This is a genomic window from Mesorhizobium sp. GbtcB19 (assembly GCF_019091085.1).
Lineage (GTDB): Bacteria > Pseudomonadota > Alphaproteobacteria > Rhizobiales > Rhizobiaceae > Mesorhizobium.
The window spans coordinates 331,404-354,936 of sequence record NZ_JAGXJY010000001.1 but is presented as its reverse complement, the minus strand read 5'-3'; the positions used below and the strand labels follow the sequence as shown (position 1 = coordinate 354,936).

Below are 23,533 nucleotides of genomic sequence, written 5' to 3'. Positions count from 1 at the left end.
GCCTACTGCCTACTGCCTACTGCCTATCGCCCAATCAGCGAGCGAGCGATGATGACGCGCATGATCTCGTTGGTGCCTTCGAGGATCTGGTGGACGCGCAGATCGCGCACCAGCTTCTCGATGCCGTAGTCGTGCAGATAGCCGTAGCCGCCATGCAACTGCAGTGCCTGGTTGGCGATGTCGAAGCCGATATCGGTGACGAAGCGCTTGGCCATCGCCGACCATTTGCCGGCGTCGGGCGCCTTGCGGTCGAGCTTGGAAGCTGCGGCGTAGAGGAAGATGCGGGCGGCCTGCAACTCCGTCTCCATGTCGGCGAGCCTGAATTGCAGCGCCTGGAATTGGTTTATCTTGGAGCCGAAGGCTTTGCGCTCAGAAGTGTAAGCGAGTGCCTTGTCGAGCGCCGATTGCGCGCCGCCCAGCGAACAGGCGGCGATGTTGAGCCGGCCGCCATCGAGCCCGGCCATGGCGATGCCGAAACCGGCGCCTTCCGCGGCAAGCAGGTTCTCCGCCGGCACCTTGCAATCCTCGAAGATGACCTGGCGAGTCGACTGCATGTGCCAACCCATCTTGTGCTCGTTGGCGCCGAAGGAAAGGCCGGGCGCGTCCTTGGGCACGACGAAGGTGGAAATGCCTTTCGGGCCGTCGGCGCCGGTGCGTGCCATCACGACATAGAGATCGCTGTCGCCGGCGCCGGAGATGAACTGCTTGGCGCCGTTCAAGACATAGTCGCTGCCGTTTTTCACCGCGCGCGTCTTCAGCGCCGCGGCATCCGAGCCGGAGCCCGGCTCGGTCAGGCAATAGCTCGCCAGCCACTCCATCGAGGTCAGTTTCGGCAGGAAGCGCTGGCGCTGCTCGTCTGAGCCGAAGCGGTCGATCATCGAGGCCGCCATGTTGTGGATCGAGATGAAAGAGGAAAAGGCCGGGTCGGCGTGGGCCAGCGCCTCGAAGATCAGCACTGCGTCGAGCCGCCCAAGCGCCGAGCCGCCGACATCGTCGCTCACATAGATGCCGCCCAGGCCGAGCGGCCCGGTCTCGCGGATCACATCGGCGGGGAAGTGCTTTGCCTTGTCCCAGTCGAGCGCGTTGGGCGCGACGCGGTCCGCCGCGAAGGCCTGGGCCATCTCCTGGATGGCGCGCTGCTCCTCGTTGAGTTCGAACTGGCCAGCACCAGCATCGACTGCCGCGTCCATGGCGTGCTCCCTGTCGTTTCAGGCCTTCTGGCCTGTCGTTTTTGGCTTTGCGCGCCGTTCAATCTAGACCAATGATGCCGCCGCGCAACCCGGGCCGTTGAGAACCGGCTGTGCATGGAATGACTAACGGAGCTCTTGCGTGCCGACAATTTTCGATGCGTTGCTGGACCATTTCCACGCCTATCTGGCCGGCGTCGACAGCGATCTCGTCGCGCTCGAAGTCGCGCGCATCGGCTGGGACATGCCTGTCCGCTCGCTAGAACCGCGCGCGCTTGACTGCCTCCGCTATCTCGATCGCATCGCAGAACTTGCGCCGATCGACGCCAAGCCGTTGGCGCGCTTCGCTGCCGACCATCGGAGCGCGTTGCGCTGGGGGCAGACCTATACCGCCGCCGATTTCGGGCAGGGTTTCATCGACAATTACGGCTGGCTGGAAGTGTTTGGCACACGCGGGCATTTCGCCAATGACCAGGTCGCTGCCGGCCTGCTGATCCTGGGGCCTGAAATCGTCTATCCCGACCATCATCACATCGCCGAGGAAATCTACATTCCGCTGACCGGCGGCACGGAGTGGCGGATGGGCGAGGGCAGTTTCCATCGTCGCGACGCCGGCGAGGTCATTCACCATGCGTCCAACGTCAATCATGCCATGCGCACCGGCAAGGGGCCGCTGATGGCGCTTTATCTCTGGCGCGGTGGGCCGCTGGCGCAGAAGTCGACTATCGGCTCGGGGGGCAGGCGCTGATGGCAAAAGCGATCATGCTGCAGGGCACCGGCTCGGATGTCGGCAAGACCGTGCTGGTGGCGGGGCTTTGCCGGGCCGCAAAAAATCGCGGGCTGAAGGTCAGGCCGTTCAAGCCGCAGAACATGTCGAACAACGCCGCCGTTGCCGACATCCCCGGCGACAACAGTTCCGGCGGCGGCGAGATTGGCCGCGGGCAATGGCTGCAGGCGCTGGCCTGCGGGGTTCGGCCGACCGTGCATATGAACCCGGTGCTTCTGAAGCCGCAGAGCGATATCGGCTCGCAGGTGGTGGTGCAGGGTAAGGTTTTTGGCGAGGCGCGGGCGCGCGACTACCAGGCGATGAAAGCCGGATTGATGGAGGCTGTGCTCGATTCCTGGGTCAAGGTCGGCGAGGGCGCCGACCTGGTCATCGTCGAGGGGGCGGGCTCGCCGGCCGAGATCAATCTGCGCAGCCGCGACATCGCCAATATGGGTTTCGCCACGCGCGCCAATGTGCCGGTGATCCTGGTCGGCGACATCGATCGCGGCGGCGTCATCGCTTCGGTTGCCGGCACGCACCTCATCCTGCCGGAGGAAGACCGGCGCATGATCGCCGGCTATCTCATCAACAAGTTCCGCGGCGATGTTTCGCTGTTCGACGAGGGGATAGGCGCGATCGAGAAGTTCACCGGCTGGCGCTGCTTCGGCGTCGTGCCGTGGCTGAAGGCGGCCGGCCGGCTGCCGTCAGAGGATTCCGTCGTGCTCGAGCGCCTCGCTTCCGGCGAGAGGCGAGCGCTGAAAGTGGCGGTGCCGATGCTGGCGCGCATCGCCAATTTCGACGACCTCGATCCGCTCAAGGCCGAGCCGCAAGTCGAGGTGGTGTTCGTGCCGCCGGGCAAGAGGCTGCCGGAGGATGCCGGGCTGATTGTCGTCCCCGGTTCGAAGTCGACGATCGGCGATCTCATCAAATTCCGCGAGAACGGCTGGGACCGCGACCTTCTCGCCCATCGCAAGCGCGGCGGCCATATCGTCGGCATTTGCGGCGGCTACCAGATGCTCGGCAGAAGGGTCACCGACCCCGACGGCATCGAAGGCAATGTGACCGAGGCCGAGGGCCTTGGTCTGCTCGACATCGAAACGGTGATGGAGCCTGAAAAGACCGTGCGCAATTCGAGCGCGCATTCGGTGCAGTTCGGCCTGCCGCTGGAAGGCTACGAAATCCATCTCGGCCGTACCACCGGCCCGGATACGGCGCGGCCCTCGACCATCCTCAACGGCGCCGAGGACGGCGCGGTTTCCGCCGACGGCAAGGTGATCGGCACCTATCTGCACGGGTTGTTTTCCGCCGACGCTTTTCGCGCCGCCTACCTCGCGAGCCTCGGCGTCAGCGGCGGCGGCATCGACTACCGCGCCGAGGTCGAGAAAGCGCTGGACGAGGTCGCTGCGGAATTGGAAGCGCATTTGGATTGCGACGCGATTTTTTCGCTGGCGCGGTAGGTTGTCCTGCCGAACCGCACACGTTTGCGATTGGCGAAAACGTCCATCCAGTCGTCATCCACGGGCGGAGCAAGGAGCGAAGCGACGCGCGTAGACCCGAGGATCCATTCCGTGACGTTCAGGCGCTGCTACCGTGCAGAATTCTGCTCCGCTGCGCTCCTCGATCGAGGCCACGGAATGGATCCTCGGGTCTGCGCGTCCGCTTCGCTCCCGCTCCGCCCGTGGATGACGAAGTTCGGACGCATCGGCTAGTCTCGAGCGTGGCAATGATCCTCAGCCTTTCTCGCCCGCCTTCGGCCAATAGGTGCCGAAGGACCAGACATTGCCTTCGGGGTCGAGGCAGATGAACTCGCGGCTGCCATAGTCGCGGTCGACCAGTTCCTGGATGATTTTCGCGCCGGCCAGCTTCGCCCTTGCATAGGCGGCGTCGGCGTCTTCGACGGCGATGTAGATCGACTTGCCGCCGCCACCGCTTGGATCGCCGACCATCTTGCCGTAATCGTCGTCGCGCGCGCTACCCAGCATGATCATCGAGGATCCGAAGGTCAGCTCCGCGTGGTGGACGATTTCGCCCTCGCCATAGCGGGCGCGTAGTTCGAAGCCGAAGGCTTCGCTCAGCCAGTCGATCACCCTGGCGGCGTTTCTGTAGCGCAGGGCGGGATAGATACGGGGTGCTTCGGTTGACGAGGGCATGACGATCTCCTTGTTCGCGTCGATAGGCCCAGCGTCCATCACGGCCGTCTTGGCGTCTTGAAGAAATGTTACCTCGCCTGGGCCTACATCAACGCCGCGAGCCCGGTCGGCGTTTCGCCGGCCAGCTGGCGGAACTCGCGCACCAGATGCGCCTGGTCGGCATAGCCGCAATCGGCGGCGATGCCGGCCCAGTCGTCGTCCTGCTGCTTCGACAGGGACAGCGCGCGGTTGAAGCGTACGATGCGCGACAATGTCTTCGGGCCGATGCCGATCGCGTCGGTGAACTTTGCCGCCAGGTGCTTGCGGCTCCAGCCGATCTCGCCGGAGAGCGCCGCAATGCGGGTGCGGCCGCCCGACGCGATGACCGTCCTGTAGGCCCAGGCGATTTCGGGTGAAAGCGCATTCGCTTCCGCAAGGCGGTTGGCGACATAGGTCTCGGCGATGTCGAAACGCATGACCCAATCCGACGCCTCGCCAAGCCGTTCGCGCAGCGCCATGCCGTCAACGCCCAGCGCATCGTCCAACCCGACCATGCGGTCGCGCAGCTCGCTCATCGGCAGGCCGAAGAATTGCCTTGCGCCGAGCGGCGTGAAGTTGACCTGGACGCAGCAGGCTGCGCCGAAGGATTCGATCATCACCGGCCCGGCATAGAGGCCGGCGGCGAAGCTGGCGTAGCGGTCATTGTCGCCGGGCGTGTGGCCGAGCCCGATGGCGAAGGCTTCGGCAAAGCTGATCACCAGCGGCACGGTGAGCGAGGCATATTCGACGATGCGGAAATGGCCCGGCCTTGTCTCGCGATAGCCGCAGATGTCCGTGACGATGCCCGCGAGCGAGACGGCCGGCTTGCGCCGCACCATCTCGAAGTGGAGGGCGTGAGAGCGATTATCCTGTCGATGGCGCTCCGTCTCGTCGGACATGGCGCGAGCCTAGCAGAACACGCTCGCAAAAATCAAAAGCGCCCGGCAGGGCCGGGCGCTCCGAGTTGCCTAAGATTGCTGTTAGCAGCTAACGCAATTCCGGACGGAAAACCGCTGCACACTTTTCCTGGAATTGCTTCAGGCACCGCGCATCAAACAGCCGGCGGCGAGCACGATATAGGCGATGAGCATGATCCAAACGGACGCAAGCGGAATGAATGCAAGAACGCCAAGAGCGGCGAGAAGGCCGATGATGGCGATGACCAACGAAATAATGAACACGATCTGGGTGGGTGCACTGAGATTCATGTCTGTCCCTCCAACATGATTCGCAACACCCGAACTTTACCAGCAGGAGCCTCACACACCAATGAGCTGGCGCAGGGGATTGGCCGGGTCGGCTAACAACTTGACCGCCAGCGCCAGGCATACGACCACCAGCAGCGGCTTGATCAGCCTGGCGCCGATGCGGATGGCGAGGCTCGCGCCGACGCGGGCGCCGATGAACTGCGCCACGCCCATCATCAGGCCGATCTTCCAGTCGATGACGCCGACGGCGGCGAAGACGACGAAGCCGCCGATGTTGGAGGCGAAATTGAGCAGCTTGGTATGCGCCGTCGCCTTGAGCACGCCATATCCGGCCAGGGTGACGAAGGCGAGCATGTAGAAAGAGCCGGCGCCGGGGCCGAAGACGCCGTCATAGAAGCCGACCAGCGGCGGGATGATCAGCCCGAACAGGAAAGGCGACAGCCGCTCGGCGCGGTCGACATCGTCCATGTTCGGCTTCAGCGCGAAATAGAGCGCAATCGCAATCAGAAGCAGCGGCAGCAGGGCGCGCAGGGCATCGCCGGGAACGACCGTCGCTAAAAGCGCCCCGACCGCGCCGCCGACAAGCGCCAGCAGCGCCGACGGCAGTTGGCGGCGCAGGTCGACCTGGCCGTTGGCAGCATAATGGATGGTGGCCGAGCCGGAACCGAACATGCCTTGCAATTTGTTGGTGCCGAGCGCTGCGACCGGCGAAAAGCCAGCAAGCAGCAGCGCCGGGATGGTGATCAACCCGCCGCCGCCGGCGATCGAGTCGACGAAACCGGCGGCAAAGGCGGCGGCGATGAGAATAAGGACGGTCTGCAGTGTAAGGGCGATCATCGGGGAGGGCGCTGTGAGGGAATGAAGCTTCCATCACGCTCGTCCCGTTTGCGCAAGAGCGATTCCACGCCAGATCGGTCCGCCGTTCCACGCCGAACCGCTCTGCCCTCTGTTTTGGTGCAATTCCGAACGGAAAACCGCTTCACACTTTTCCTGGAATTGCTCTAACAATCAGGCCAGACTCGCAAAGGGAGCTTGGTGGCAATGGCGCTGCTCGACCAGATACGTTCGATCTTCGACGGCGACCCAGGGGTTCGCAAGGTAGCGGACGATCCGGTGCTGTCGGCGGAGCTGTTGATGCTGTTCCGCATGATCCTGGCCGACGGCTCGGTCTCGGAGAGCGAGATGGTCGTCTTCCGGCGCATCTGCAAGGAAGCCTTCGGCATTCCGGAAACCTCGATCGACAGCGTCATCGAATATCTCAACGACTATGGCTACGAGACCAACGGCTCGCAGGCGATCGCGCTGTTCCGCGACCTCGATATCGAGCGCCGGAAACTGCTTGCGCGCCACATGGCCGAGATCGCCAAGGCCGATTCCAAGCTGGCGGAGAGCGAGGTGCGGCTGCTGCGCCGCACGCTCGACCTGCTCGATATCAGTCCGGTCGACGTGGTGAAGCCGGAAGGCTGAACTACCCCTGTTCCTGCATGCGTCGCGCGATCGCGCGGTGCAGATCGGGCGCCGCCGAGACAAGCGCCTTGGCAGCTTCCGATTGCGGGTGGTCGAGCACGTCACTCGCTCTGCCGCGCTCGACGATCCGGCCCTCGTGCATCACCAGCATTTCGTCCGCCATCGCGCGGGCGACTGTCAGGTCATGGGTGATGAAGAGATATGCGATCCCTAGCTTCTGGTTGAGCTCGGCGAAAAGGTCGAGGATCTGGGCGCGGATCGAGACGTCGAGCGCCGAGACCGGCTCATCGGCCACCACGAGCTTCGGGCGGGTGATGATGGCGCGGGCGATCGACAGGCGCTGGCGCTGGCCGCCCGAGAATTCATGCGGATATTTGTCCATGTCACGCGGACCGAGCCCGACCTCGTGCAGCGCGTGCGCGACCATCTCGCGGCGCTCGGTCCCGGTCGGCTGCTTCTCCAGAAGATGCAGCGGCTCGGCGACCAGCTTCTCGACCTTCTGGCGCGGGTCGAAGGAGCCGTAAGGATCCTGGAACACGACCTGCATGTCGCGCCGGGCCGGCTTCAGCGCCTGTTCCGGCTTGCCGGTGATGGCCTCGCCGCGAAAGCGGATCGTGCCCGCCGTTGGTTTGTCCAAAGCGAGGATCATGCGGGCGAGGGTGGACTTGCCGCAGCCCGAGCGGCCGACGAGCGCCACCGATTGCGCGGGCTCGATGGTGAGCGAGACATCGTCGACGGCGCGGATCGGCGGCGCCGGCCGGAACAGCGATGTGCGCCGACCCGGATAATCCCGGACGACGCCCTCGACTTCGAGCAAGGGTTTCGCCGAGCCGGCAAGGTGCGATTTCGGCCGCGCCGGCACATGCATCGAAGCCAGCGCCAGCTCGCGCGTGTAGGGATGCTGCTGCTCTGATAGCGTGCGCGCCGTGTCGCCGGCCTCGGTCACCTCACCGCGGCGCAGGATGGTCAGGCGGTCGGCCATCTCGGTCACCACCGCGAGGTCATGCGAGATGAGCAGCAGCCCCATGCGGTTCTCACGGACCAGATCGCGCAGGAGATCGAGGATCTGCGCCTGCAGCACCACGTCAAGCGCCGTCGTCGGCTCATCGGCGATCAGCAGCTTCGGCTTGAGCGCGCAGGCGATGGCGATGACGACGCGCTGGCGCTGGCCGCCGGAGAGTTCGTGCGGATAGCGCGACAGCGGGAATTTGGCTTCCGGCAGCCCGACCCGGTCGAGGATTTTTCGTGCACGTTCCTCGGCTTCGGCGCGGCCTGCCTTGGTGTGCCAGCGAATGCCTTCGGCGACCTGTTCACCGATGGTCTTGACCGGGTTGAGCGCCGTCATCGGCTCCTGGAAGACCATGCCGATATCGTCGCCGCGCAGGGCGCACATCTGGTCCTCGGTCGCGGCGAGGAGGTCGATCCCATCGAAGGTCACGCGGCCGTCGGCACGCGCCAGATGCGGCAGCAATTGCATGATGGTCAGCGCCGTCATCGACTTGCCGGAGCCGGATTCGCCGACAAGGCCGACGACCTCGCCGGGCGAGAGCGCCAGCTCGACGCCTTTCAGGATCGGCGTGGCGCCGATCTTCAGCGACAGGTTCTCGATCTCGAGCAGGCTCATCGGCGCCGCCGCGATTTCGGATCGAGGATGTCGGCGATGCCGTCGCCGAGCAGGTTCAGCCCAAGCACGGTGATGACGATCGCCATGCCGGGAAAGATCGCCATCCAGGGCGCGGTCACCATGCGCGTCTGCGCATCGAACAACATGCGGCCCCAGCTCGGCATCGGCGGCTGGGCGCCGAGGCCGACATAGGAAAGTCCGGCTTCGGCGAGAATGCCCAGCGCAAACTGGATCGTGCCCTGGACCAAGAGCAGCGTCGCTATGTTGGGCAGGATGTGCTCGACGGTGATGCGCGTCATGCCCTTGCCGGCGGCGCGGGCGGCGAGGATGAATTCGCGCGGCCAGATCGCCAGCGCGCCGGCGCGGGCGACGCGGGCGAAAACCGGGATGTTGAAGATGCCGATGGCGATGATGGCGTTGACGGCGCCCGGGCCGAAGATCGCGGTGATCATGATTGCCGAAAGCAGCGCCGGGAAGGCGAAGACGAGATCGTTGACGCGCATCAGCGCCTCGTCCGCCAAGCCGCCGCGCGCGGCGGCGAAGGCGCCGAGCGGCACGCCGATGCCCATGCCGATGCCGACCGCGACCAGCGCCACGGCGATCGAATTGCGGGCGCCGACCATGACCATCGACAGGATGTCGCGACCGAAATGGTCGGTGCCGAACCAGTGCGCCGAAGAGGGCGCTTGGGTTTTGTCGGCGATCACCAGCCTGGTGACGTCGTAAGGCGTCCAGACGAAGGAGATGAGCGCGACGGCAACTATCAGCAGCGTAATGGCCAGCCCGATCAGGAAGGAGCGGTTGCCGAAGGCCTTGGCCAGCACGCCGGCAAGGGTTTCCTCGGGCAGATCGATGCGCATGGTCATTGCCGGCCTCTGAGGCGCGGGTCGACGATTGCGTAGGAAAAATCGACGAGGAGGTTGATGAGGATCACGGCGGCGACCAAAAGCATGACGATGCTCTCGACCACGATCAGGTCGCGCTGGGTGATGGCCTGGAAGATCAGCCGGCCGAGGCCAGGCAGGTAAAAGACGTTCTCGATGATGATGGTGCCGGCGAGCAGGAAGGCGAATTGCAGGCCGAGAATGGTGAGCACCGGGATCATGGCGTTGCGCAGCGCGTGGCGCCAGAGCACGGCGCGGTAGGGCAGGCCCTTGGCGCGGGCGGTGCGGATATAGTCCTCGTTGAGCACCTCGATCAGCGCCGAGCGGGCGACGCGCGCCAGGATCGCCGCCTGCGGCAGCGCCAGCGCGATGGCGGGCAGGATCAGGGATTTCAGCGCAGCCCAGATGCCTGCATTCCAGCCGGGAAAACCGCCGGCAGGCACCAGCCGCAGCCAGACGGCGAAGAGGTAGATCAGCATCAGCGCGAACCAGAAATTCGGCACGGCGACGCCAAGCTGGGAGGCACCCATGGCGAGCGTGTCGCCTGCGCGGCCCTGGCGGCTGGCGGAGAACACGCCGACCGGAATGGCTATGATGGTCGAGAGCGCCAGCGCAATCAGCGCCAGCGGCAGGGAGACGGCAATGCGTTCGCGCACCAGATCGATGACGGGAACCGAATAGGTGTAGGAGCGGCCGAAATCGAGGCTGAGCAGCCCACCCGCCCAGTGCAGGTAGCGCAGCGCCAGCGGCGCATTCAGCCCCATCTGGTTGCGCAGCACTTCGACCTGATCAGCGGTGGCATTGAGGCCCAGCATCAGGCGTGCCGGATCTCCGGGCAGGACCTCCATGACCGCGAACACGACCATCGAGGCCAGCACCAGGGTGAGGGCCGCGATGACGAGGCGTTTCAGGAGGTAGGCGGTCATGGGAGGCGATCGGGCGATCGCATAGGCCTCAATCCGTCCACTTCACCTTGGTCAGATCATCCGCCTCGATCGGCCAGTTCGTCCACATGCCCTGCAGCTTGGCGTCCCAGACGCCGATTTTCGGCAACTCGAACAGGTAGACGGCGGGCACATCGTGCGCGAGAATCTTCTGCGCCTCGCCCAGCAGTTCCAGCCTCTTGTCCTTGTCGACCGTGGTGCCGAGCGCCTTGATGACATCGTTGAACTTCGGATTGTCGTACTGGAAATAGTAGCCGGGCCGCGAATAGATATCGATGTCGTTTGGCTCGACATGGGAAACGATCGTCAGGTCGTAGTCCTTGTTGGTGAAGACCTGGCTCAGCCACTCCGCCCATTCGACCGGAATGATCTGCAGATTGACCCCGATGTCCTTCAGTTGGGACTGAATCACCTGGCCGCCGTCGCGTGCGTAGGGCACGGGCGGCAGCTTGATCGTGGCCGAGAAGCCGTTCTCCAGCCCCGCTTCCTTCAGATATTCCTTGGCCTTGGCGATGTCGTGCGGATAGACGCCGGTGAGATCGACATAGCCCGCATCGCCTGGCGAGAAATGAGAGCCGATGGGCTTGCCAAGACCGTTCGAGGCGGCTGCGATGATGGCACTGCGATCAATCGCCGAGGCGAGCGCCTGCCGGACCGCAAGCTTGTCGAAGGGCGGCTTCTTGTTGTTGATCGACAGGATCGTCTCGCCCTCGGTCGCGCCGATCACGACGCTGAAGCGCGGATCGGACTGGAGCTGCGCGAGCGCGTCTTGCGCGGGCATGTTGGCGAAGGCCTGGATGTCGCCCGAGAGCAAGGCGGGGACAGCCGCGGCGGCGTCGGGAACGATGCGGAATGTCGCCTTGTCGAGCGCGGCTTGTGTGCCCCAGTAATCCGGGTTCTTGACGAGCGTGATCTCTGCACCCTTGGCCCAGTGATCGAGCTTGAATGGACCGGTGCCGATCGGCTTGTCCTTATTGCCGTCGGCCGATCCCTTGCCCACGATCACCGCCGCAACCAGGCCCATGTTGTAGAGGAAATCGCCCTGCGGCCCGTCGAGGGTGACCTTGACCGTCGCCGGATCGACCGCTGTGACATCGGTGATATGCGCAAAGAGTTGCTTTTGCGGATTGAGCGAATCCTTGGCGCGCGCCCGGTCCAGCGAGAATTTGACGTCGTCGGCGCTGAAGGCCGAGCCATTGTGGAACTTCACGCCGGCATGCAGCTTGAACGTGTAGACCTTGCCGTCGTCGGAGACGGTCCAGCTCTCGGCCAGACCGGGCTGAACCTGGCCGTTGTCGTCGATGCGGGTCAGCCCTTCAAAGACATTGGCATAGGTGATTTCGCCGATGGCCGCGGCCGCGCCGGCGGTCGGATCGAGATGCGGCGGCTCGAGCACGATGCCGAGCGTGAGATCGGTGCGGGCGGCAAAGGCCGACGTGGCGGCGGCAAGCGACAGGACGGCCGCGGCCAGGGTGGTCTTCCACAGTTTCATCGCTGAACTCCCATTGCTTGCTCAAGCCGGCGGATAGAAGCGTGATTTCGCGTGCGAGTAAATTGCGTTTCGTGCTTCCCGGCGGCGCCAGGCGGAATGTTTTTACCTGTCATCCGGTCGTGCCGCGCAAGAGCACATTGAGGCCGACCGCCATCACCTTGGCCGATTCCACCATGTCGGCGATGCCCACCCATTCGTCCGGCCTGTGGGCGAGGTCGAGAATGCCCGGGCCATAGGCGATGCAGTCATAGAGGTGGCCGATGCGCGCGACGTGCTTCTGGTCGTAGGTGCCGGGCGAGATCACGTAATCGGGCTCGCGGTCGAACACTTCCATGATGCCTTTGGCGACGGCTTTCACCACCGGGGCGTCGCGCTCGGTCATCAGCGGCAGCACCTCCATCAGGTCGCGGATCTCGTAGTCGAATTTCTTGCGCTCGTGCTTCAGCCGCTCGAGGATGCCGGTGACCTCGCTTTTGACGGTGGCGATATCCTCTTCGAGCAGGAAGCGCCGGTCGATGGTGAGCCGGCACCAGTCCGGCACGTTGGGCGAAGGAAGCCCCGGCCGGAAATCCTCGGTCTGTCCGCCATGGACGGAATTGATGTTCATGGTCGAGCGCCGGGCGCCTTCCGGCACCACCGGCATGCGCGTCATCTTGCGGTCGAGCGCCGGGAACAGCTCGTCCTCGAAAGCCTGCAGGACGGCGCCCATATGGCGTACCGCATTGTCGCCGAGGAACGGCATCGAGCCATGCGCGATCTCACCCTTGGTCTCGATCTCGGCCCACCAGACGCCGCGGTGGCCAAGGCAGATGCGATCCTTGTTCAGTGGCTCCGGGATGATGACGTGGTCGACCTTCGGCTTCGAGAAATAGCCGAGCCTTGCCAGATGCGCGACGCCGCCGAAACCGCCCGATTCTTCATCCGCCGTGCCCGATATCTCGATGGCGCCGGGAAAGTCCGGATAGGTTGCCATGAAGGCTTCGACGGCGATGACGGAGGCTGCCAGGCCGCCTTTCATGTCGCAGGCGCCGCGGCCATAGACCCTGCCGTCCTTCACCACGCCGGCAAAGGGATCGACGGTCCAGCCGTCGCCGGCCTCGACCACGTCGATATGCGAGTTGAAGTGCACGCAGGGACCGGGCGAGCGGCCGTCGAAGCGGGCGACGACATTGACCCGCGGGTAGCGGTCGCTGTCGCCGGGCGCGCCCTCGGCACGGATGAATTCGGTTTCGAAGCCGAGCTTCCTCAAGCGCGCGCCAAGGAACTCGGCGCATGGCCGATAGGCGTCGCCTGGTGGATTGACGGTCGGGAAGCGGATCAGGTCCGCGGTCAGCGCGACCAGGTCGTCGACCCGGTCCTCGACCGCCTTGAAAAGTCGTTCACTCATTCGGCGGATTGAAGAAGGAACGCGGCACTTTTGCAAGCAAGCAGTCGCGCATTGCCACACGACGATCCGGGCATGGCCCAACGCCAGGCTTAAACTTCAGAGGGTGCGTGTCGCGGCGGCAACTATGCCGGGAAAATCGTTCAAATTCACCGCATTGGATTGGCGGATTCGTCAACGAGTGTGTGGTATTTAACGCATCTGCCGACAAAAAGATGGAAAAACCGCGCGAATGGCAGGGGGCAATCAAAGGGGTTTGATCGCATGAAAAAGTTCGTTCTCATGGCAACCGTGCTGGCAACCGCGTTGTTCGGCATGTCCATCGCAAGCCGGGCGGCCACGCTGGTCGCCAATATCGACGTCTCGTCGCAGACCATGACCGTGAGCAAATACGGGCAGGTGCTCTATCGCTGGAGCGTGTCGACGGCGCGCCCAGGATATTTTACGCCGCGCGGCAGCTACCGGCCGCAATGGACCGCCCGGATGTGGTATTCGCGCAAGTATGACAACTCGCCGATGCCCTATTCGGTGTTCTTCCACGGCGGCTACGCCATTCACGGCACCGGAGCGGTGAGAAATCTCGGACGCCCGGCCTCGCATGGCTGCGTGCGCCTGCATCCGGCCAACGCCGCGACCTTCTATACCATGGTCAAGGAAGTCGGCTTCGGCAACACGCGGATCGTCGTCACTAATTGATCCGGGTGGGCAGTGCCGGCCGACTACTGGCCGGCCGCCGCCTTCGCCTGTCCGCGCTTGCGGCGGCGGCCGCTGATTTCCCAGCGCTTGTGGAACCACATCCACTGGCCGGGGTCCTCGCGCACCCAGCGCTCGACCACGTCGGTGAGAAGCTGGGTGGTGGCGGCGACGTCGACGCTGCCGCCATCGGTGCGCGGCAAGGTCAGCTTGTCCTCGATTTCCAGCCGGAAGCGATTGCCCGGCAGCCTGACGCAGCGAGCGGGGTAGACGTCGCAGTCATAGTGGCGGGCCAGCATGCCAAGCATCGGGTTGCTCTGGCATGGCCGGCCGAAGAAGGTCGTCTCGACGCCGCCCGAGAATTTCTGATCGACCAGCACGCCGATATTGCCGCCATTCTCCAGGATAGCGGCAAGCGCGAAGGACGCGCCGGTGGAGGAGGGCAGCAGCGCGCCCATCGAGGAGCGGCGCGTCGAGTGGATGTAGTCGGCGAGATAGGGATTGTTCGGCGGGCGGAACAAGGCCGTGATCTTCATGCCGAACGTGGCGGCGGCCACCGGCAGCAGCTCGAAATTGCCGAGATGGCCGGTAAACAGGATATGCGGCTTCTTCTCGCCGGCGATCTCGACGAAATGCTCGATGCCGCGGACCTCGACCCGGCCCGGCTTCGAGGCGTTCGGATCGAAGTCGAAGAGCGCGTCGAGGAAGATGTACTCGGCCGCGAGGCGGGCCATGTTGCCCCACATGTCGAGCGCGATGGCCTGGATCTCGGCGTCACTTTTTTCCGGATAGGCAAGGCGCAGATTGTCGACCGCCACGCGGTGGCGCCCGACCATCGGGCCGACGCGGCGGGCGGCACGGTCGGCGAAGTTGAGCGCGCTGTCGGGCGGCAGCAGGCGCAGGATCGACAGCAGCACCATGGCGAGCCTGGCGACCAGCCAGTGCTCCGTCTGGCGCAGCCGCAGGCCGTAGCGGAACATGAAGTCCCGGCGGGCTTTCCTGAACACCTTGCCGACCATCCGCCTTTCCTGAAATGCTTAGGAAACGCGCAGGATGATCTTGCCGAAGACGTCGCGGCCTTCCATGCGCTTCAGCGCCGCGTCGATGTCGTCGAAACCCACCTCGGTATCGATCACCGGGGCAACGAGGCCGGCAGCCATCTTCTGCATGGCATCGGCCATGTTCTCCATGCGGCAGCCGAAGGAACCGAGCAGCTTCAGCTGCTGCTGGAAGAGCTGCATCAGGTTGACCTGCGTCGACACGCCGGACGTCGAGCCGCAGGTGACAAGGCGGCCGCCGCGCCTCAGGCACAGCATCGAGCCGGCGAACGTGTCGGCGCCGACATGCTCGAACACGACGTCGACGCCCTTCTTCTTGGTCAGCTTGCGCACGACGCCTTCGAACCGGTCCTCGCGGTAGTTGATGACATGGTCGGCGCCAAGCGCCTTGGCCTTGTCGATCTTGTCGTTCGAGCCGACCGTGGTGATGACGGTGCAGCCCATCTTCTTGGCGAGCTGGATGGCGGCGGTGCCGATGCCGGAGCCGCCGGCATGGACCAGGATGGTCTCGCCGGGTTCCAGCCTGGCATTGTCGAACAGCATGTGCTCGACGGTGCCGAAGGTGACCGGAGCGACCGCCGCGCCGATTTCAGACACGCCGGGCGGAGCCGGCACCAGCAGGCGAGCCGGCAGATTGATCTTTTCCTGGGCGAAGCCATCGAGATGGAAGCCGTGGACGCCGGAGACGTGCTCGCAGAGATTGTCGCGGCCTTCGCGGCAGGCCCGGCACAGCCCGCAGGTGCGAGCGCCATAGATCGACACCAATTGTCCGGGCAGCAGGTTGGAAACGCCAGGGCCGACCGCCTCGACCTCACCCGCGGCCTCGGCGCCGACGACAAGCGGCAGCTTGCGCTTGGCGAAGGCCATGCCGCGCCAGCCCCAGACGTCGATGTGGTTGAGCGCCACCGCCTTGATGCGGAGCGTCACTTCGCCGAGCAAAGGCGGCGGGGGAGGCGGCAGGTCCACCGTCTCAAGGCGGCGGTCCTCGATAAGTTGCAATGCGCGCATGGGGCCTGTCAGTTCGGTTCTAAAGCGCGCTGCGCTTTAGTTTCTTTGTTTATGCATGTCGTTATCGCAAAACCGATTTCACTTTTGCGCGACATGCAATGGCGGAAAAAATCCGCTTAGACCGGTTCCCGCGCCATGACAAGGCAGGTGTTCTGGCCGCCGAAGCCGAAGGAATTGGACAAAACCGAGCCGACTTCGGCATTGCGCTTCTTGTTCGGCACCACGTCGAGGACAATCGCCGGATCGGGATTGTCGTAGTTGATGGTCGGCGGGATGACGCTTTCGCGCATGGTCATCAGCGAGAACGCGGCCTCGACCGCGCCGGCGGCCGACAGGGTGTGGCCGATCATCGACTTGTTGGACGAAATCGGCATCGAGCCGATGCGCTCGCCGAACACGGTCGACAGCGACAAATGCTCCATCTTGTCGTTTTCAGGCGTCGAGGTGCCATGCGCGTTGACGTAGTCGATCTCGTCCTCGCTCATTCCGGCATCGGCAAGGGCGGCGCGCACCGCCGCGATCGCCGGTGAAGCATCAGGCTTGGAACGGGTGCGGTGGAAATCGTCGGCCCTCTCGCCGCAGCCGCGCATGATGCCGAGGATCGTCGCGCCGCGAGCCAAGGCGGCTTCCAGCGATTCCAGCACCAGCGCGCCGGAGCCTTCGGCCAGCACGAAGCCATCGCGGTCCTTGGAGAAGGGTTTTGACGCCTTCTCGGGAATATCGTTGTGGGTGGAGAGCGCCGAAAGCAGCGAGAAGCGGATCAGCGCCTCGGCCGTCGCCGAGCCGTCGGCGCCGATCGACAGCGCCTTGTCGCATTCGCCGCGCTGGATCGCCTCGACGCCGAGCTGGATGGCGGTGGCGCCCGAGGCGCAAGCCGTCGACAGCGTGATTGGCAACCCGCGGGTGCCGAAGCGGTCAGCCAGGCGGTCGGCGATCGAGCCGAACTGCGTGGTCTCGAAGATGCCGAGTTCTTTCAGCGCGCGCGCCACGCGCAGCAGCCTTTCGGCGCCGGCGTCCTTTTTATCGGAATTGTAGAGCGAGAAGCGGTCGGCCCAGTCGAGTTCGACCGGTGGAGAGGCGAGGAACAACGGGCCGCCGAAATCACCGGAATCGAGGCCGGCCTCGGAGACCGCTTCCTGGGCTGCCGTTTCAGCCAACTCATAGGTGAGGGGGCTCGCGCCCTTCGTGCTCGACGGCAGGAAGTCGACCATGCCGGAAATGCGGGTGTTCAAGTGATCGACCGGGAAGCGGGTGATCGGGTGGATGCCGGATCTGCCCGAGGTCAGCGCCGCCCAGTTGTCGTTCTTGCCGACGCCAAGGGAAGTGACCACGCCGATGCCGGTCACGGCGACGATCGGCCTGCCCATATGATCGCGGAGATTGGCCATGCTTGTTTCTTTCTAAGCGGCTTTAACCAGTCCAAGGCCCTCGAATTGGTGATAGCCGATCGCCGTTGCAAGGACGGAGGTGGGAGCACCTTCGAATGGACGCTCCACCGTGGCATCGAAGACAGGGTAGCCAGCCTTGCGGTCGACGGCCAGAGCCGCCAGCGCCACGGCGAAGGGGAACTGCGCTTCCTTCATATGGCCGGTCAGCGTCGAAAAGGCGCGCGCTGCCAAGGCCGGATTGGCGTCGAACGCCGCCTTTTCGGCCGCGGTGGCAGCATGCGCGCCGGAGGCGGCGGAAATCGTAAGCAGGTCGCCATCGGGAAGGCGCGCCTGCTTAAGCAGCGCGGCGATCTCGGCATTCAACTCGCCGCGCCGGCGCCTGGCGCGGCCGGAAACGACGGGGCCAAGCTCGGCATAGATCTTGCGGCCGCGGCTCTGCGCGTGCTCGCGCTGTTCGAGCACCAGGAAGGCGCCGCCGGAGCCGGTCACGACACCGCCGCCCTCGGCGCCCTGGCGCTGCCAGACCGGCTTCCACGGGCCGCGATGCAAATAGCCGGCGAGCTCATAGCCGAGCAGCATGTCGGAATGCTCGGTCTGGAAGGCGCCGCCGACCAGCACATGGGTCGACTGTCCCGAGCGGATGCGCGCGGCGGCCGTCTCGACGGCCGAGACGCCGGCGCCCTCCTCGCCCATGAAGGTGCGCGACGAACCGGTGACCTTGTGGACGATCGAGATGTTGCCGGCGAGCAAGTTGGAGAGCTGGGCGAGGAACAGCGTCGGCCGCAATTCCGTGGTCAGCTTCTCGTTGAGCAGCACGTCGCGGTCGTTGCGGCTCTCCGAAGCAGCGAGGATCGCGGCATCGACGGCCTCGTCGCGCTCGCCGCCGCCGGCCGCCACCACCATGTCCATGGTCGTGCAAAGCTCGTCATTGCCCTTGATGCCGGCGTCGTCCAGCGCGAGGCCGGCGACATAGGTGCCGAGGCGCTGCCAGGTTTCCATCTGGCGCTGGTCGCCGCGCTTGGCGATCTGCAGGTTCCAGTCGATCTCGGGCAGGGGATGGATGGTATAGGGCGCGAAGCGCTCGGCCTCCAGCACCGGCTGGAAACCGGGCTGCGTCAGCTTCTGCCAATGCGCGTCTGGGCCTTCTCCCAGCGAAGAGACAAGGCCGATGCCGGTGATGACGACGTCGTGGGAACTCATGGGCGGCTGTTGTGGGTCAGGCGACTTTTTGATTTTGCGCATGATCCTTTCCGAAAATCGATGCCGATTTCGGGGTCATGCGCTGAGCGCGTCAAGTTCACGCGCCCTCTGAACATCAGGCGTTCTTGGCCGCGACCAGGGCGTCGATCTTGGCGCAGAGGTTCTTCATGACGAAGTAATCGTCGGTCGAGGCCTTGCCGTCGTTGACTTCCTGCGTCCACTTCTCGAGCGGCACCTTGATGCCGAATTCCTTGTCGATGGCAAAGACGATGTCGAGGAAATCGAGGCTGTCGATGCCGAGATCGTCGATGGTGTGGCTCTCCGGCGTGATGGTGTCGATATCGATCTCGCTGGTGTCGGCAATGATCTTGGCGACTTTCTCGAACGTGGTGGACAAGGGCTCTTCCTTCGGTTGCGGGCGGAATCTGTCCGCATCTTGTTTGGGCGCTGTCTAATCGGTTTTTCCCGGCAGGAAAAGGCCTGATGCGCCGGCCGCAGATGGGATGCCGGCTTTGGGAACGCAATCCGAAAGCAGTGCGCCGGGCTTCCCGATTTGCGTTTGCGGCCGCCGCCGGTGGCATTTCTGCAACAAAAGCGCCTTAAAAATGGATAACCGGCCGTCAGAACGTCACGCGCCCCAGTACCTTGAGGCCGTCGCCGTCCGGCGCCACCACCACGGCCTCGCCCTCGCGCGGCGCCACGCCGGTCAGCGCTTCGATGTCCTCGAGATGCGTGACCAGCACCAGATTGTCGGAACCGGAATAGCCGCGGATCTCCTTGATGATCGCGGCGATCTGCGCGGCTTTCTCGCCAGGGTCGGTTTTCAGCAGATCGAGCGGCGCGAAAGGTTGCGGCTCGGATTCGAAAGCGATGCGGGCCGTGTCGAGGCAGCGGCAGTAGCGGCTGGAGAGCACGTGATCGATCGGCGCCGCGCGAGCCGCAAACAGCGCGCCGATGCGGCTTGCCTGCTGCTTGCCGCGTTCCGACAGATTGAGTTGGGTCGCGCAATTGCCGACGTCGAAATTCGCCGGGTCGGTCGCCCCGGTGACGAAGGCATGGCGAAGCAGCACGACATGGCCGCCGTCGCGCAGCAGCGCCCAGCCGGCGTCGGTCGCGTGGGCAAGGTTCGGAACAGCCAGGAGGAAAAGCGCCAGGGCAAGTCGCAGCATCGGAAGTCCTTTGGCGGCCCGGCGGGGCCATGCCGTGATTGGCATATAGGGACCGCAAAGCCGGACGGAAAACAAGCGGAGGGCGTGGGAACGGCGCGTCACGCCGATTGCATGGCGCTCAGGGCTCGCCTATCACGGGAAAAATGTCTCCGCCCAAGAAATGACTCCGCTCACCGAAACCGTCCTTTTCGTCTTCAGCCTCGTGGCGCTCGGCTATCTGGCCGGGCTGACCGGTTATCTGAAGCCGGCGAGCGGGGAGGGCATTTCCGAATTCGCCGTCAACGTGGCGATGCCGCTGCTGTTGTTCCAGACCATGGTCAAATCGGATTTCCATGGCGTCACGCCCTGGTCGCTATGGGGCGCCTATTTCACCGCCGTCGCCATCACCTGGGCCGCTGGCCATCTGGTCACGACGCGCGTCTTCGGCCGGGATGCCCGCGCGGGCATCGTCGGCGGCGTGTCCTCGGCCTATTCCAATGTCGTGCTGCTCGGCGCGCCCTTCATCCTCGGCATTTTCGGCGCCAGCGGCTTCGAGGTGCTGTCGCTGCTGGTCTCGGTCCACCTGCCGATCATGATGATGGCCTCGATCGTGCTGTTCGAGATGTTCGGGCGCGGCAGCGGCGAGACGGTGCATCCGCTGCGCGTCATCAAAAGCTTCCTCAGGCGGCTGTTCATCAATCCGCTGATCATCGGCATCCTGGCGGGGCTTGCCTGGCGCCTGACCGGCTCGCCGCTGCCGGACCTGGTCGAACGGCTGGTCGACACGCTCGCGGACACGGCCGGCCCGGTGGCGCTGTTCGCCATGGGGCTCAGCCTGCGCCGCTTCGGCATCTCCGGCAATATCCGGCCGGCGCTGGCGCTGTCGGGGCTGAAACTGTTCCTTATGCCGGCGCTGGTGCTGGCCTTCGTCTGGCTGCTCGGCCTGCCGCCGCTGACGGCCAAGGTCGCGGTGGTGGTTGCAGCACTCCCGTCGGGCATCAACTCCTATCTGATCGCCGTCCAGTTCAACACCGGTCAGGCGCTGGCCTCGAACCAGATGACGCTTGCCACGGCGAGCGCCGTGCTGACCACCTCGTTCTGGCTCACCGTGGTGGTGCATATTTTCGGATAGGCTTCAGCAGGCCTGCCTGCGCTCGATTTCGCTGGCCCAACCCCTATATGCCATCTTGTGATTGCCTGCCCGCCTTTCCCTAGGTAAGAGCAATGCGCCGGCGTGCGGCTCTTAAAGCACGCTCCAACGGATAAACACAAAAAACGGCCGGATCAGCGGGCCGAACGGAGGCCAGACCATGCTTCAGAAAACCAGCCATTTCATGCGCCAGGCCAATCTCATCAACGGCGAATGGGTGCAGGCCGACAGCGGCCAGACCATCGACGTCAACAATCCGGCGACGGGCCTCAAGATCGGCACCGTGCCGAAGGCCGGCAAGGCCGAGACGCGCCGCGCCATCGAGGCGGCGAACGAAGCCTTCAAGAGCTGGCGCAAGACCACCGCGCTCGAGCGCTCGAAGCTTCTGCGCAAGCTGCATGACGCGATGATGGACAATCAGGACGTGCTGGCCGAGCTCTTGACCATCGAGCAGGGCAAGTCGCTGTTCGAGTCCAAGGGCGAGATCGGCTCCGCCGCCGCTTACATCCTGTGGTTCGCCGAGGAAGGCCGCCGCACCTATGGCGACATCGTGCCGTCGCCGTGGGGCGACCGCCGCATCCTGGTGACCAAGGAGCCGGTCGGCGTCATCGCCGCCATCACGCCTTGGAACTTCCCGTCCTCGATGCTGGCGCGCAAGCTCGGCCCGGCGCTGGCCGCGGGCTGCACGGCAGTGGTGAAGCCGGCGACGCAGACGCCTTATTCGGGCCTGGCCTGGGGCGCGCTCGCCGAGGAAGTCGGCTTCCCCAAGGGCGTCGTCAACATCCTGACCGGCTCGGCCGCCGAGATCGGCGACGAAATCTGCGCCAATCCGCTGGTGTCGAAGATCACCTTCACCGGCTCGACCGAGGTCGGCAAGCTTCTCATCCAGAAGTCGTCGGTGACGGTCAAGAAAGTGTCGATGGAGCTCGGCGGCAATGCGCCGTTCATCGTCTTCGACGATGCCGACATCGACCGTGCCGTGACCGGTGCCATCACCGCCAAGTACCGCAATTCCGGCCAGACCTGCGTGTGCACCAATCGCTTCCTGGTGCAGGCCGGCGTCTATGACAAGTTCGTCGAGAAGCTCGCCGCCGCAAGCAATGCCTTGAAGGTCGGTTCCGGCCTCGAGGAAGGCGTGCAGCAGGGGCCGCTGATCGACGAGAAGGCAGTCGAGAAGGTCGAGGAACTGATCGCCGACGCAACGTCCAAGGGCGGCAAGGTCGTCGCCGGCGGCAAGCGCCATGCGCTGGGCGGCTCGTTCTTCCAGCCGACGGTGATCGCCGACGCCACCCCGAAGATGCGCTTCATGAAGGAAGAGATCTTCGGGCCGGTCGCTCCGGTGTTCAAGTTCGAGACCGAGGAACAGGCGATCGCCTTGGCCAACGACACCGAGTTCGGCCTTGCCTGCTATTTCTACACCGGCGATCTCGGCCGTGCCTTCCGGGTCATGGAAGGGCTGAAATACGGCATGGTCGGCGTCAATGAAGGCCTGATCACCACGCCTGAGGCGCCGTTCGGCGGCGTCAAGGAATCCGGCCTAGGCAAGGAAGGCGGACATCAGGGCATCGAGGACTATCTCGACACCAAATATGTCTGCATCGGCGGCCTTGGCCTCTGATATCTGCCCACGGATCGGGGCAGGCTTTACGCCTGCCCTTGCCGGACTGTGCGCCGTCGGCCTAAATCGCCGGATCAGGAAATGACATTTCGGGCATGGCGATGAAAGACGGCGAGGTCTTTGGCACGACGCAGGCAGGCGAGGCCGTGCGCCGGTTCACGATCCGGGGAGGCGGGCTCACCGCCAACATCATCGGTCTCGGCGCGATCGTGCAGGACCTGCGTCTTTCCGGCCACGATGCGCCGCTGGTGCTGGGCTATGACCGCTTCGAGCCCTACGAGACCGACCGCGCCTTCTTCGGCGCCGTGGTCGGCCGCTTCGCCAACCGCATCGGCGGCGGCCGCTTCACCATCGCCGGCAACCGCTACCAGACCGAGCAGAATTTTCTCGGCAAGCACACACTGCATGGCGGCTCCGAGGGCTTTTTCCACCGGCCATGGACGGTCTCGCTGCACGGCCGCGATTTCGTGACGCTGACCTTGCACGACCCGGATGGCGCAATGGGCTTTCCCGGCGCGCTCGACGTCACCTGCACCTACCGGCTGAAGATCCCCGGCACGCTCAGCATGGAGCTGACCGCGACCTGCGAGGAGCCGACGCTCTGCAATCTGGCGCAGCATTCCTATTTCAACCTCGACGATGGCGGGGCCGGCGACATCCTCGACCACCGGCTGATGCTCAACGCCGGCGCCTACACGCCCGTCGACGACGAGATGATCCCGACCGGCGTGGTGAAGCCGGTCGACGGCACGCCTTTCGATTTCCGGCAGGCGCGGGCGCTGCGCATGGAAATGGAAGGTGAGCAGCTTCGCTACGACCTGAATTACTGCCTGGCCTCCAGCCGCGGCCCGCTGCACCAGGCGGCCTGGGTGCAGGGCGCCAATTCCGGCGTCGAGATGGAAGTCTGGACCACCGAACCGGGATTGCAGCTCTACAGCGGCCAGTTCGTCGCGCCGGCATCGCCGGGGCTCGACGGCCGCCGCTACAAGGCGTTTTCCGGTCTCTGCCTCGAAGCGCAGACCTGGCCGGACGCGCCGAACCGGCCCTATTTCCCCCAGGCCACGCTATGGCCGGGACAGATCTATCATCAGGTGACGGAATACCGGTTCCGTCTGCCCTAAGTTCATCGATATTGAAGTGATCTGC

Annotated in this window: 23 protein-coding genes; 7 read left to right on the top strand and 16 right to left on the bottom strand. The window is 64.7% G+C overall.

What is annotated here, in order from left to right; translation table 11 throughout:
* Nucleotides 1-23: 23 nt before the first annotated feature.
* Nucleotides 24-1,190 (bottom strand): isobutyryl-CoA dehydrogenase, encoded by a 1,167-nt coding sequence (locus tag KVT37_RS01670; RefSeq protein ID WP_217568994.1) that lies wholly within the window; start codon nucleotides 1,188-1,190, stop codon nucleotides 24-26.
* A gap of 139 nt (nucleotides 1,191-1,329) precedes the next feature.
* Between KVT37_RS01670 and KVT37_RS01665 the strand changes: the two genes are divergently transcribed.
* Both KVT37_RS01665 and KVT37_RS01660 read left to right on the top strand, forming a co-directional pair.
* Nucleotides 1,330-1,935 carry a dimethylsulfonioproprionate lyase family protein gene (locus tag KVT37_RS01665; RefSeq protein WP_217568992.1) on the top strand — a complete coding sequence of 202 codons (606 nt, stop codon included), beginning with the start codon at nucleotides 1,330-1,332 and terminating at the stop codon, nucleotides 1,933-1,935.
* A complete protein-coding gene (locus KVT37_RS01660; protein WP_217568990.1) occupies nucleotides 1,935-3,410 on the top strand; it encodes a cobyric acid synthase in 1,476 nt (491 codons plus the stop codon). The genes KVT37_RS01665 and KVT37_RS01660 overlap by 1 nt, the downstream gene beginning before the upstream one ends.
* Before the next feature lie 273 nt (nucleotides 3,411-3,683).
* Here the strand turns inward: KVT37_RS01660 and KVT37_RS01655 are convergent, their stop codons facing one another.
* The 4 genes from KVT37_RS01655 to KVT37_RS01640 all read right to left on the bottom strand — a co-directional run bounded on the left by KVT37_RS01655 (nucleotide 3,684) and on the right by KVT37_RS01640 (nucleotide 6,166).
* Nucleotides 3,684-4,103 carry a VOC family protein gene (locus KVT37_RS01655; protein WP_217568988.1) on the bottom strand — a complete coding sequence of 140 codons (420 nt, stop codon included), beginning with the start codon at nucleotides 4,101-4,103 and terminating at the stop codon, nucleotides 3,684-3,686.
* A gap of 83 nt (nucleotides 4,104-4,186) precedes the next feature.
* Nucleotides 4,187-5,020: an AraC family transcriptional regulator gene (locus KVT37_RS01650; RefSeq protein WP_217568985.1), complete on the bottom strand. Its 834-nt coding sequence runs from the start codon at nucleotides 5,018-5,020 to the stop codon at nucleotides 4,187-4,189.
* Nucleotides 5,021-5,158: 138 nt separating this feature from the next.
* On the bottom strand, nucleotides 5,159-5,329 hold the full coding sequence (locus tag KVT37_RS01645) for a hypothetical protein (RefSeq protein ID WP_112127440.1): 171 nt from the start codon (nucleotides 5,327-5,329) through the stop codon (nucleotides 5,159-5,161).
* 51 nt (nucleotides 5,330-5,380) lie between these two features.
* Nucleotides 5,381-6,166: a TSUP family transporter gene (locus tag KVT37_RS01640; RefSeq protein ID WP_217568983.1), complete on the bottom strand. Its 786-nt coding sequence runs from the start codon at nucleotides 6,164-6,166 to the stop codon at nucleotides 5,381-5,383.
* Nucleotides 6,167-6,364: 198 nt separating this feature from the next.
* Between KVT37_RS01640 and KVT37_RS01635 the strand changes: the two genes are divergently transcribed.
* Nucleotides 6,365-6,796: a TerB family tellurite resistance protein gene (locus KVT37_RS01635; RefSeq protein WP_217568981.1), complete on the top strand. Its 432-nt coding sequence runs from the start codon at nucleotides 6,365-6,367 to the stop codon at nucleotides 6,794-6,796.
* Nucleotide 6,797: 1 nt separating this feature from the next.
* On the opposite strand, the gene KVT37_RS01630 is transcribed toward KVT37_RS01635, so the two are convergent.
* The 5 genes from KVT37_RS01630 to KVT37_RS01610 form a co-directional block, all read right to left on the bottom strand.
* Nucleotides 6,798-8,420, bottom strand: coding sequence for an ABC transporter ATP-binding protein (locus KVT37_RS01630; protein ID WP_217568979.1), 1,623 nt, complete (start codon nucleotides 8,418-8,420; stop codon nucleotides 6,798-6,800).
* The gene (locus KVT37_RS01625) at nucleotides 8,417-9,286 is read right to left on the bottom strand and encodes an ABC transporter permease (RefSeq protein ID WP_217568977.1); all 870 of its coding nucleotides are present in this window, start codon (nucleotides 9,284-9,286) and stop codon (nucleotides 8,417-8,419) included. The genes KVT37_RS01630 and KVT37_RS01625 overlap by 4 nt, the downstream gene beginning before the upstream one ends.
* On the bottom strand, nucleotides 9,283-10,230 hold the full coding sequence (locus KVT37_RS01620; RefSeq protein ID WP_217568975.1) for an ABC transporter permease: 948 nt from the start codon (nucleotides 10,228-10,230) through the stop codon (nucleotides 9,283-9,285). The genes KVT37_RS01625 and KVT37_RS01620 overlap by 4 nt, the downstream gene beginning before the upstream one ends.
* A gap of 28 nt (nucleotides 10,231-10,258) precedes the next feature.
* Nucleotides 10,259-11,740 (bottom strand): ABC transporter substrate-binding protein, encoded by a 1,482-nt coding sequence (locus tag KVT37_RS01615; RefSeq protein WP_217568973.1) that lies wholly within the window; start codon nucleotides 11,738-11,740, stop codon nucleotides 10,259-10,261.
* A gap of 109 nt (nucleotides 11,741-11,849) precedes the next feature.
* The gene (locus KVT37_RS01610) at nucleotides 11,850-13,127 is read right to left on the bottom strand and encodes an acetylornithine deacetylase/succinyl-diaminopimelate desuccinylase family protein (protein ID WP_217568971.1); all 1,278 of its coding nucleotides are present in this window, start codon (nucleotides 13,125-13,127) and stop codon (nucleotides 11,850-11,852) included.
* A gap of 261 nt (nucleotides 13,128-13,388) precedes the next feature.
* Here KVT37_RS01610 and KVT37_RS01605 point away from each other — a divergent pair, with 261 nt between their 5' ends.
* On the top strand, nucleotides 13,389-13,820 hold the full coding sequence (locus KVT37_RS01605; protein ID WP_217568969.1) for a L,D-transpeptidase: 432 nt from the start codon (nucleotides 13,389-13,391) through the stop codon (nucleotides 13,818-13,820).
* A 23-nt stretch (nucleotides 13,821-13,843) separates the two neighbouring features.
* On the opposite strand, the gene KVT37_RS01600 is transcribed toward KVT37_RS01605, so the two are convergent.
* The 6 genes from KVT37_RS01600 to KVT37_RS01575 all read right to left on the bottom strand — a co-directional run bounded on the left by KVT37_RS01600 (nucleotide 13,844) and on the right by KVT37_RS01575 (nucleotide 19,640).
* Nucleotides 13,844-14,836 (bottom strand): lipid A biosynthesis lauroyl acyltransferase, encoded by a 993-nt coding sequence (locus KVT37_RS01600; protein ID WP_217568967.1) that lies wholly within the window; start codon nucleotides 14,834-14,836, stop codon nucleotides 13,844-13,846.
* Nucleotides 14,837-14,854: 18 nt separating this feature from the next.
* The gene (locus KVT37_RS01595; RefSeq protein ID WP_217568965.1) at nucleotides 14,855-15,883 is read right to left on the bottom strand and encodes a zinc-binding dehydrogenase; all 1,029 of its coding nucleotides are present in this window, start codon (nucleotides 15,881-15,883) and stop codon (nucleotides 14,855-14,857) included.
* Nucleotides 15,884-15,999: 116 nt separating this feature from the next.
* Nucleotides 16,000-17,271: a beta-ketoacyl-ACP synthase gene (locus KVT37_RS01590; RefSeq protein ID WP_217568963.1), complete on the bottom strand. Its 1,272-nt coding sequence runs from the start codon at nucleotides 17,269-17,271 to the stop codon at nucleotides 16,000-16,002.
* Nucleotides 17,272-17,283: 12 nt separating this feature from the next.
* The gene (locus tag KVT37_RS01585; RefSeq protein WP_217568961.1) at nucleotides 17,284-18,471 is read right to left on the bottom strand and encodes a beta-ketoacyl-ACP synthase; all 1,188 of its coding nucleotides are present in this window, start codon (nucleotides 18,469-18,471) and stop codon (nucleotides 17,284-17,286) included.
* A gap of 115 nt (nucleotides 18,472-18,586) precedes the next feature.
* Complete coding sequence (locus KVT37_RS01580) at nucleotides 18,587-18,868, bottom strand: acyl carrier protein (RefSeq protein WP_040981809.1); 282 nt, start codon at nucleotides 18,866-18,868, stop codon at nucleotides 18,587-18,589.
* Between the two features lie 223 nt (nucleotides 18,869-19,091).
* Complete coding sequence (locus tag KVT37_RS01575; RefSeq protein ID WP_217568959.1) at nucleotides 19,092-19,640, bottom strand: histidine phosphatase family protein; 549 nt, start codon at nucleotides 19,638-19,640, stop codon at nucleotides 19,092-19,094.
* 160 nt (nucleotides 19,641-19,800) lie between these two features.
* Here KVT37_RS01575 and KVT37_RS01570 point away from each other — a divergent pair, with 160 nt between their 5' ends.
* The 3 genes from KVT37_RS01570 (at nucleotide 19,801) to KVT37_RS01560 (ending at nucleotide 23,508) form a co-directional block, all read left to right on the top strand.
* The gene (locus KVT37_RS01570) at nucleotides 19,801-20,751 is read left to right on the top strand and encodes an AEC family transporter (protein ID WP_217568957.1); all 951 of its coding nucleotides are present in this window, start codon (nucleotides 19,801-19,803) and stop codon (nucleotides 20,749-20,751) included.
* Between the two features lie 178 nt (nucleotides 20,752-20,929).
* Nucleotides 20,930-22,387, top strand: a complete 1,458-nt coding sequence (locus tag KVT37_RS01565; protein ID WP_217568955.1) for an NAD-dependent succinate-semialdehyde dehydrogenase — start codon at nucleotides 20,930-20,932, stop codon at nucleotides 22,385-22,387.
* A gap of 95 nt (nucleotides 22,388-22,482) precedes the next feature.
* Nucleotides 22,483-23,508 (top strand): aldose epimerase family protein, encoded by a 1,026-nt coding sequence (locus KVT37_RS01560; protein ID WP_217568953.1) that lies wholly within the window; start codon nucleotides 22,483-22,485, stop codon nucleotides 23,506-23,508.
* Nucleotides 23,509-23,533: the final 25 nt, after the last annotated feature.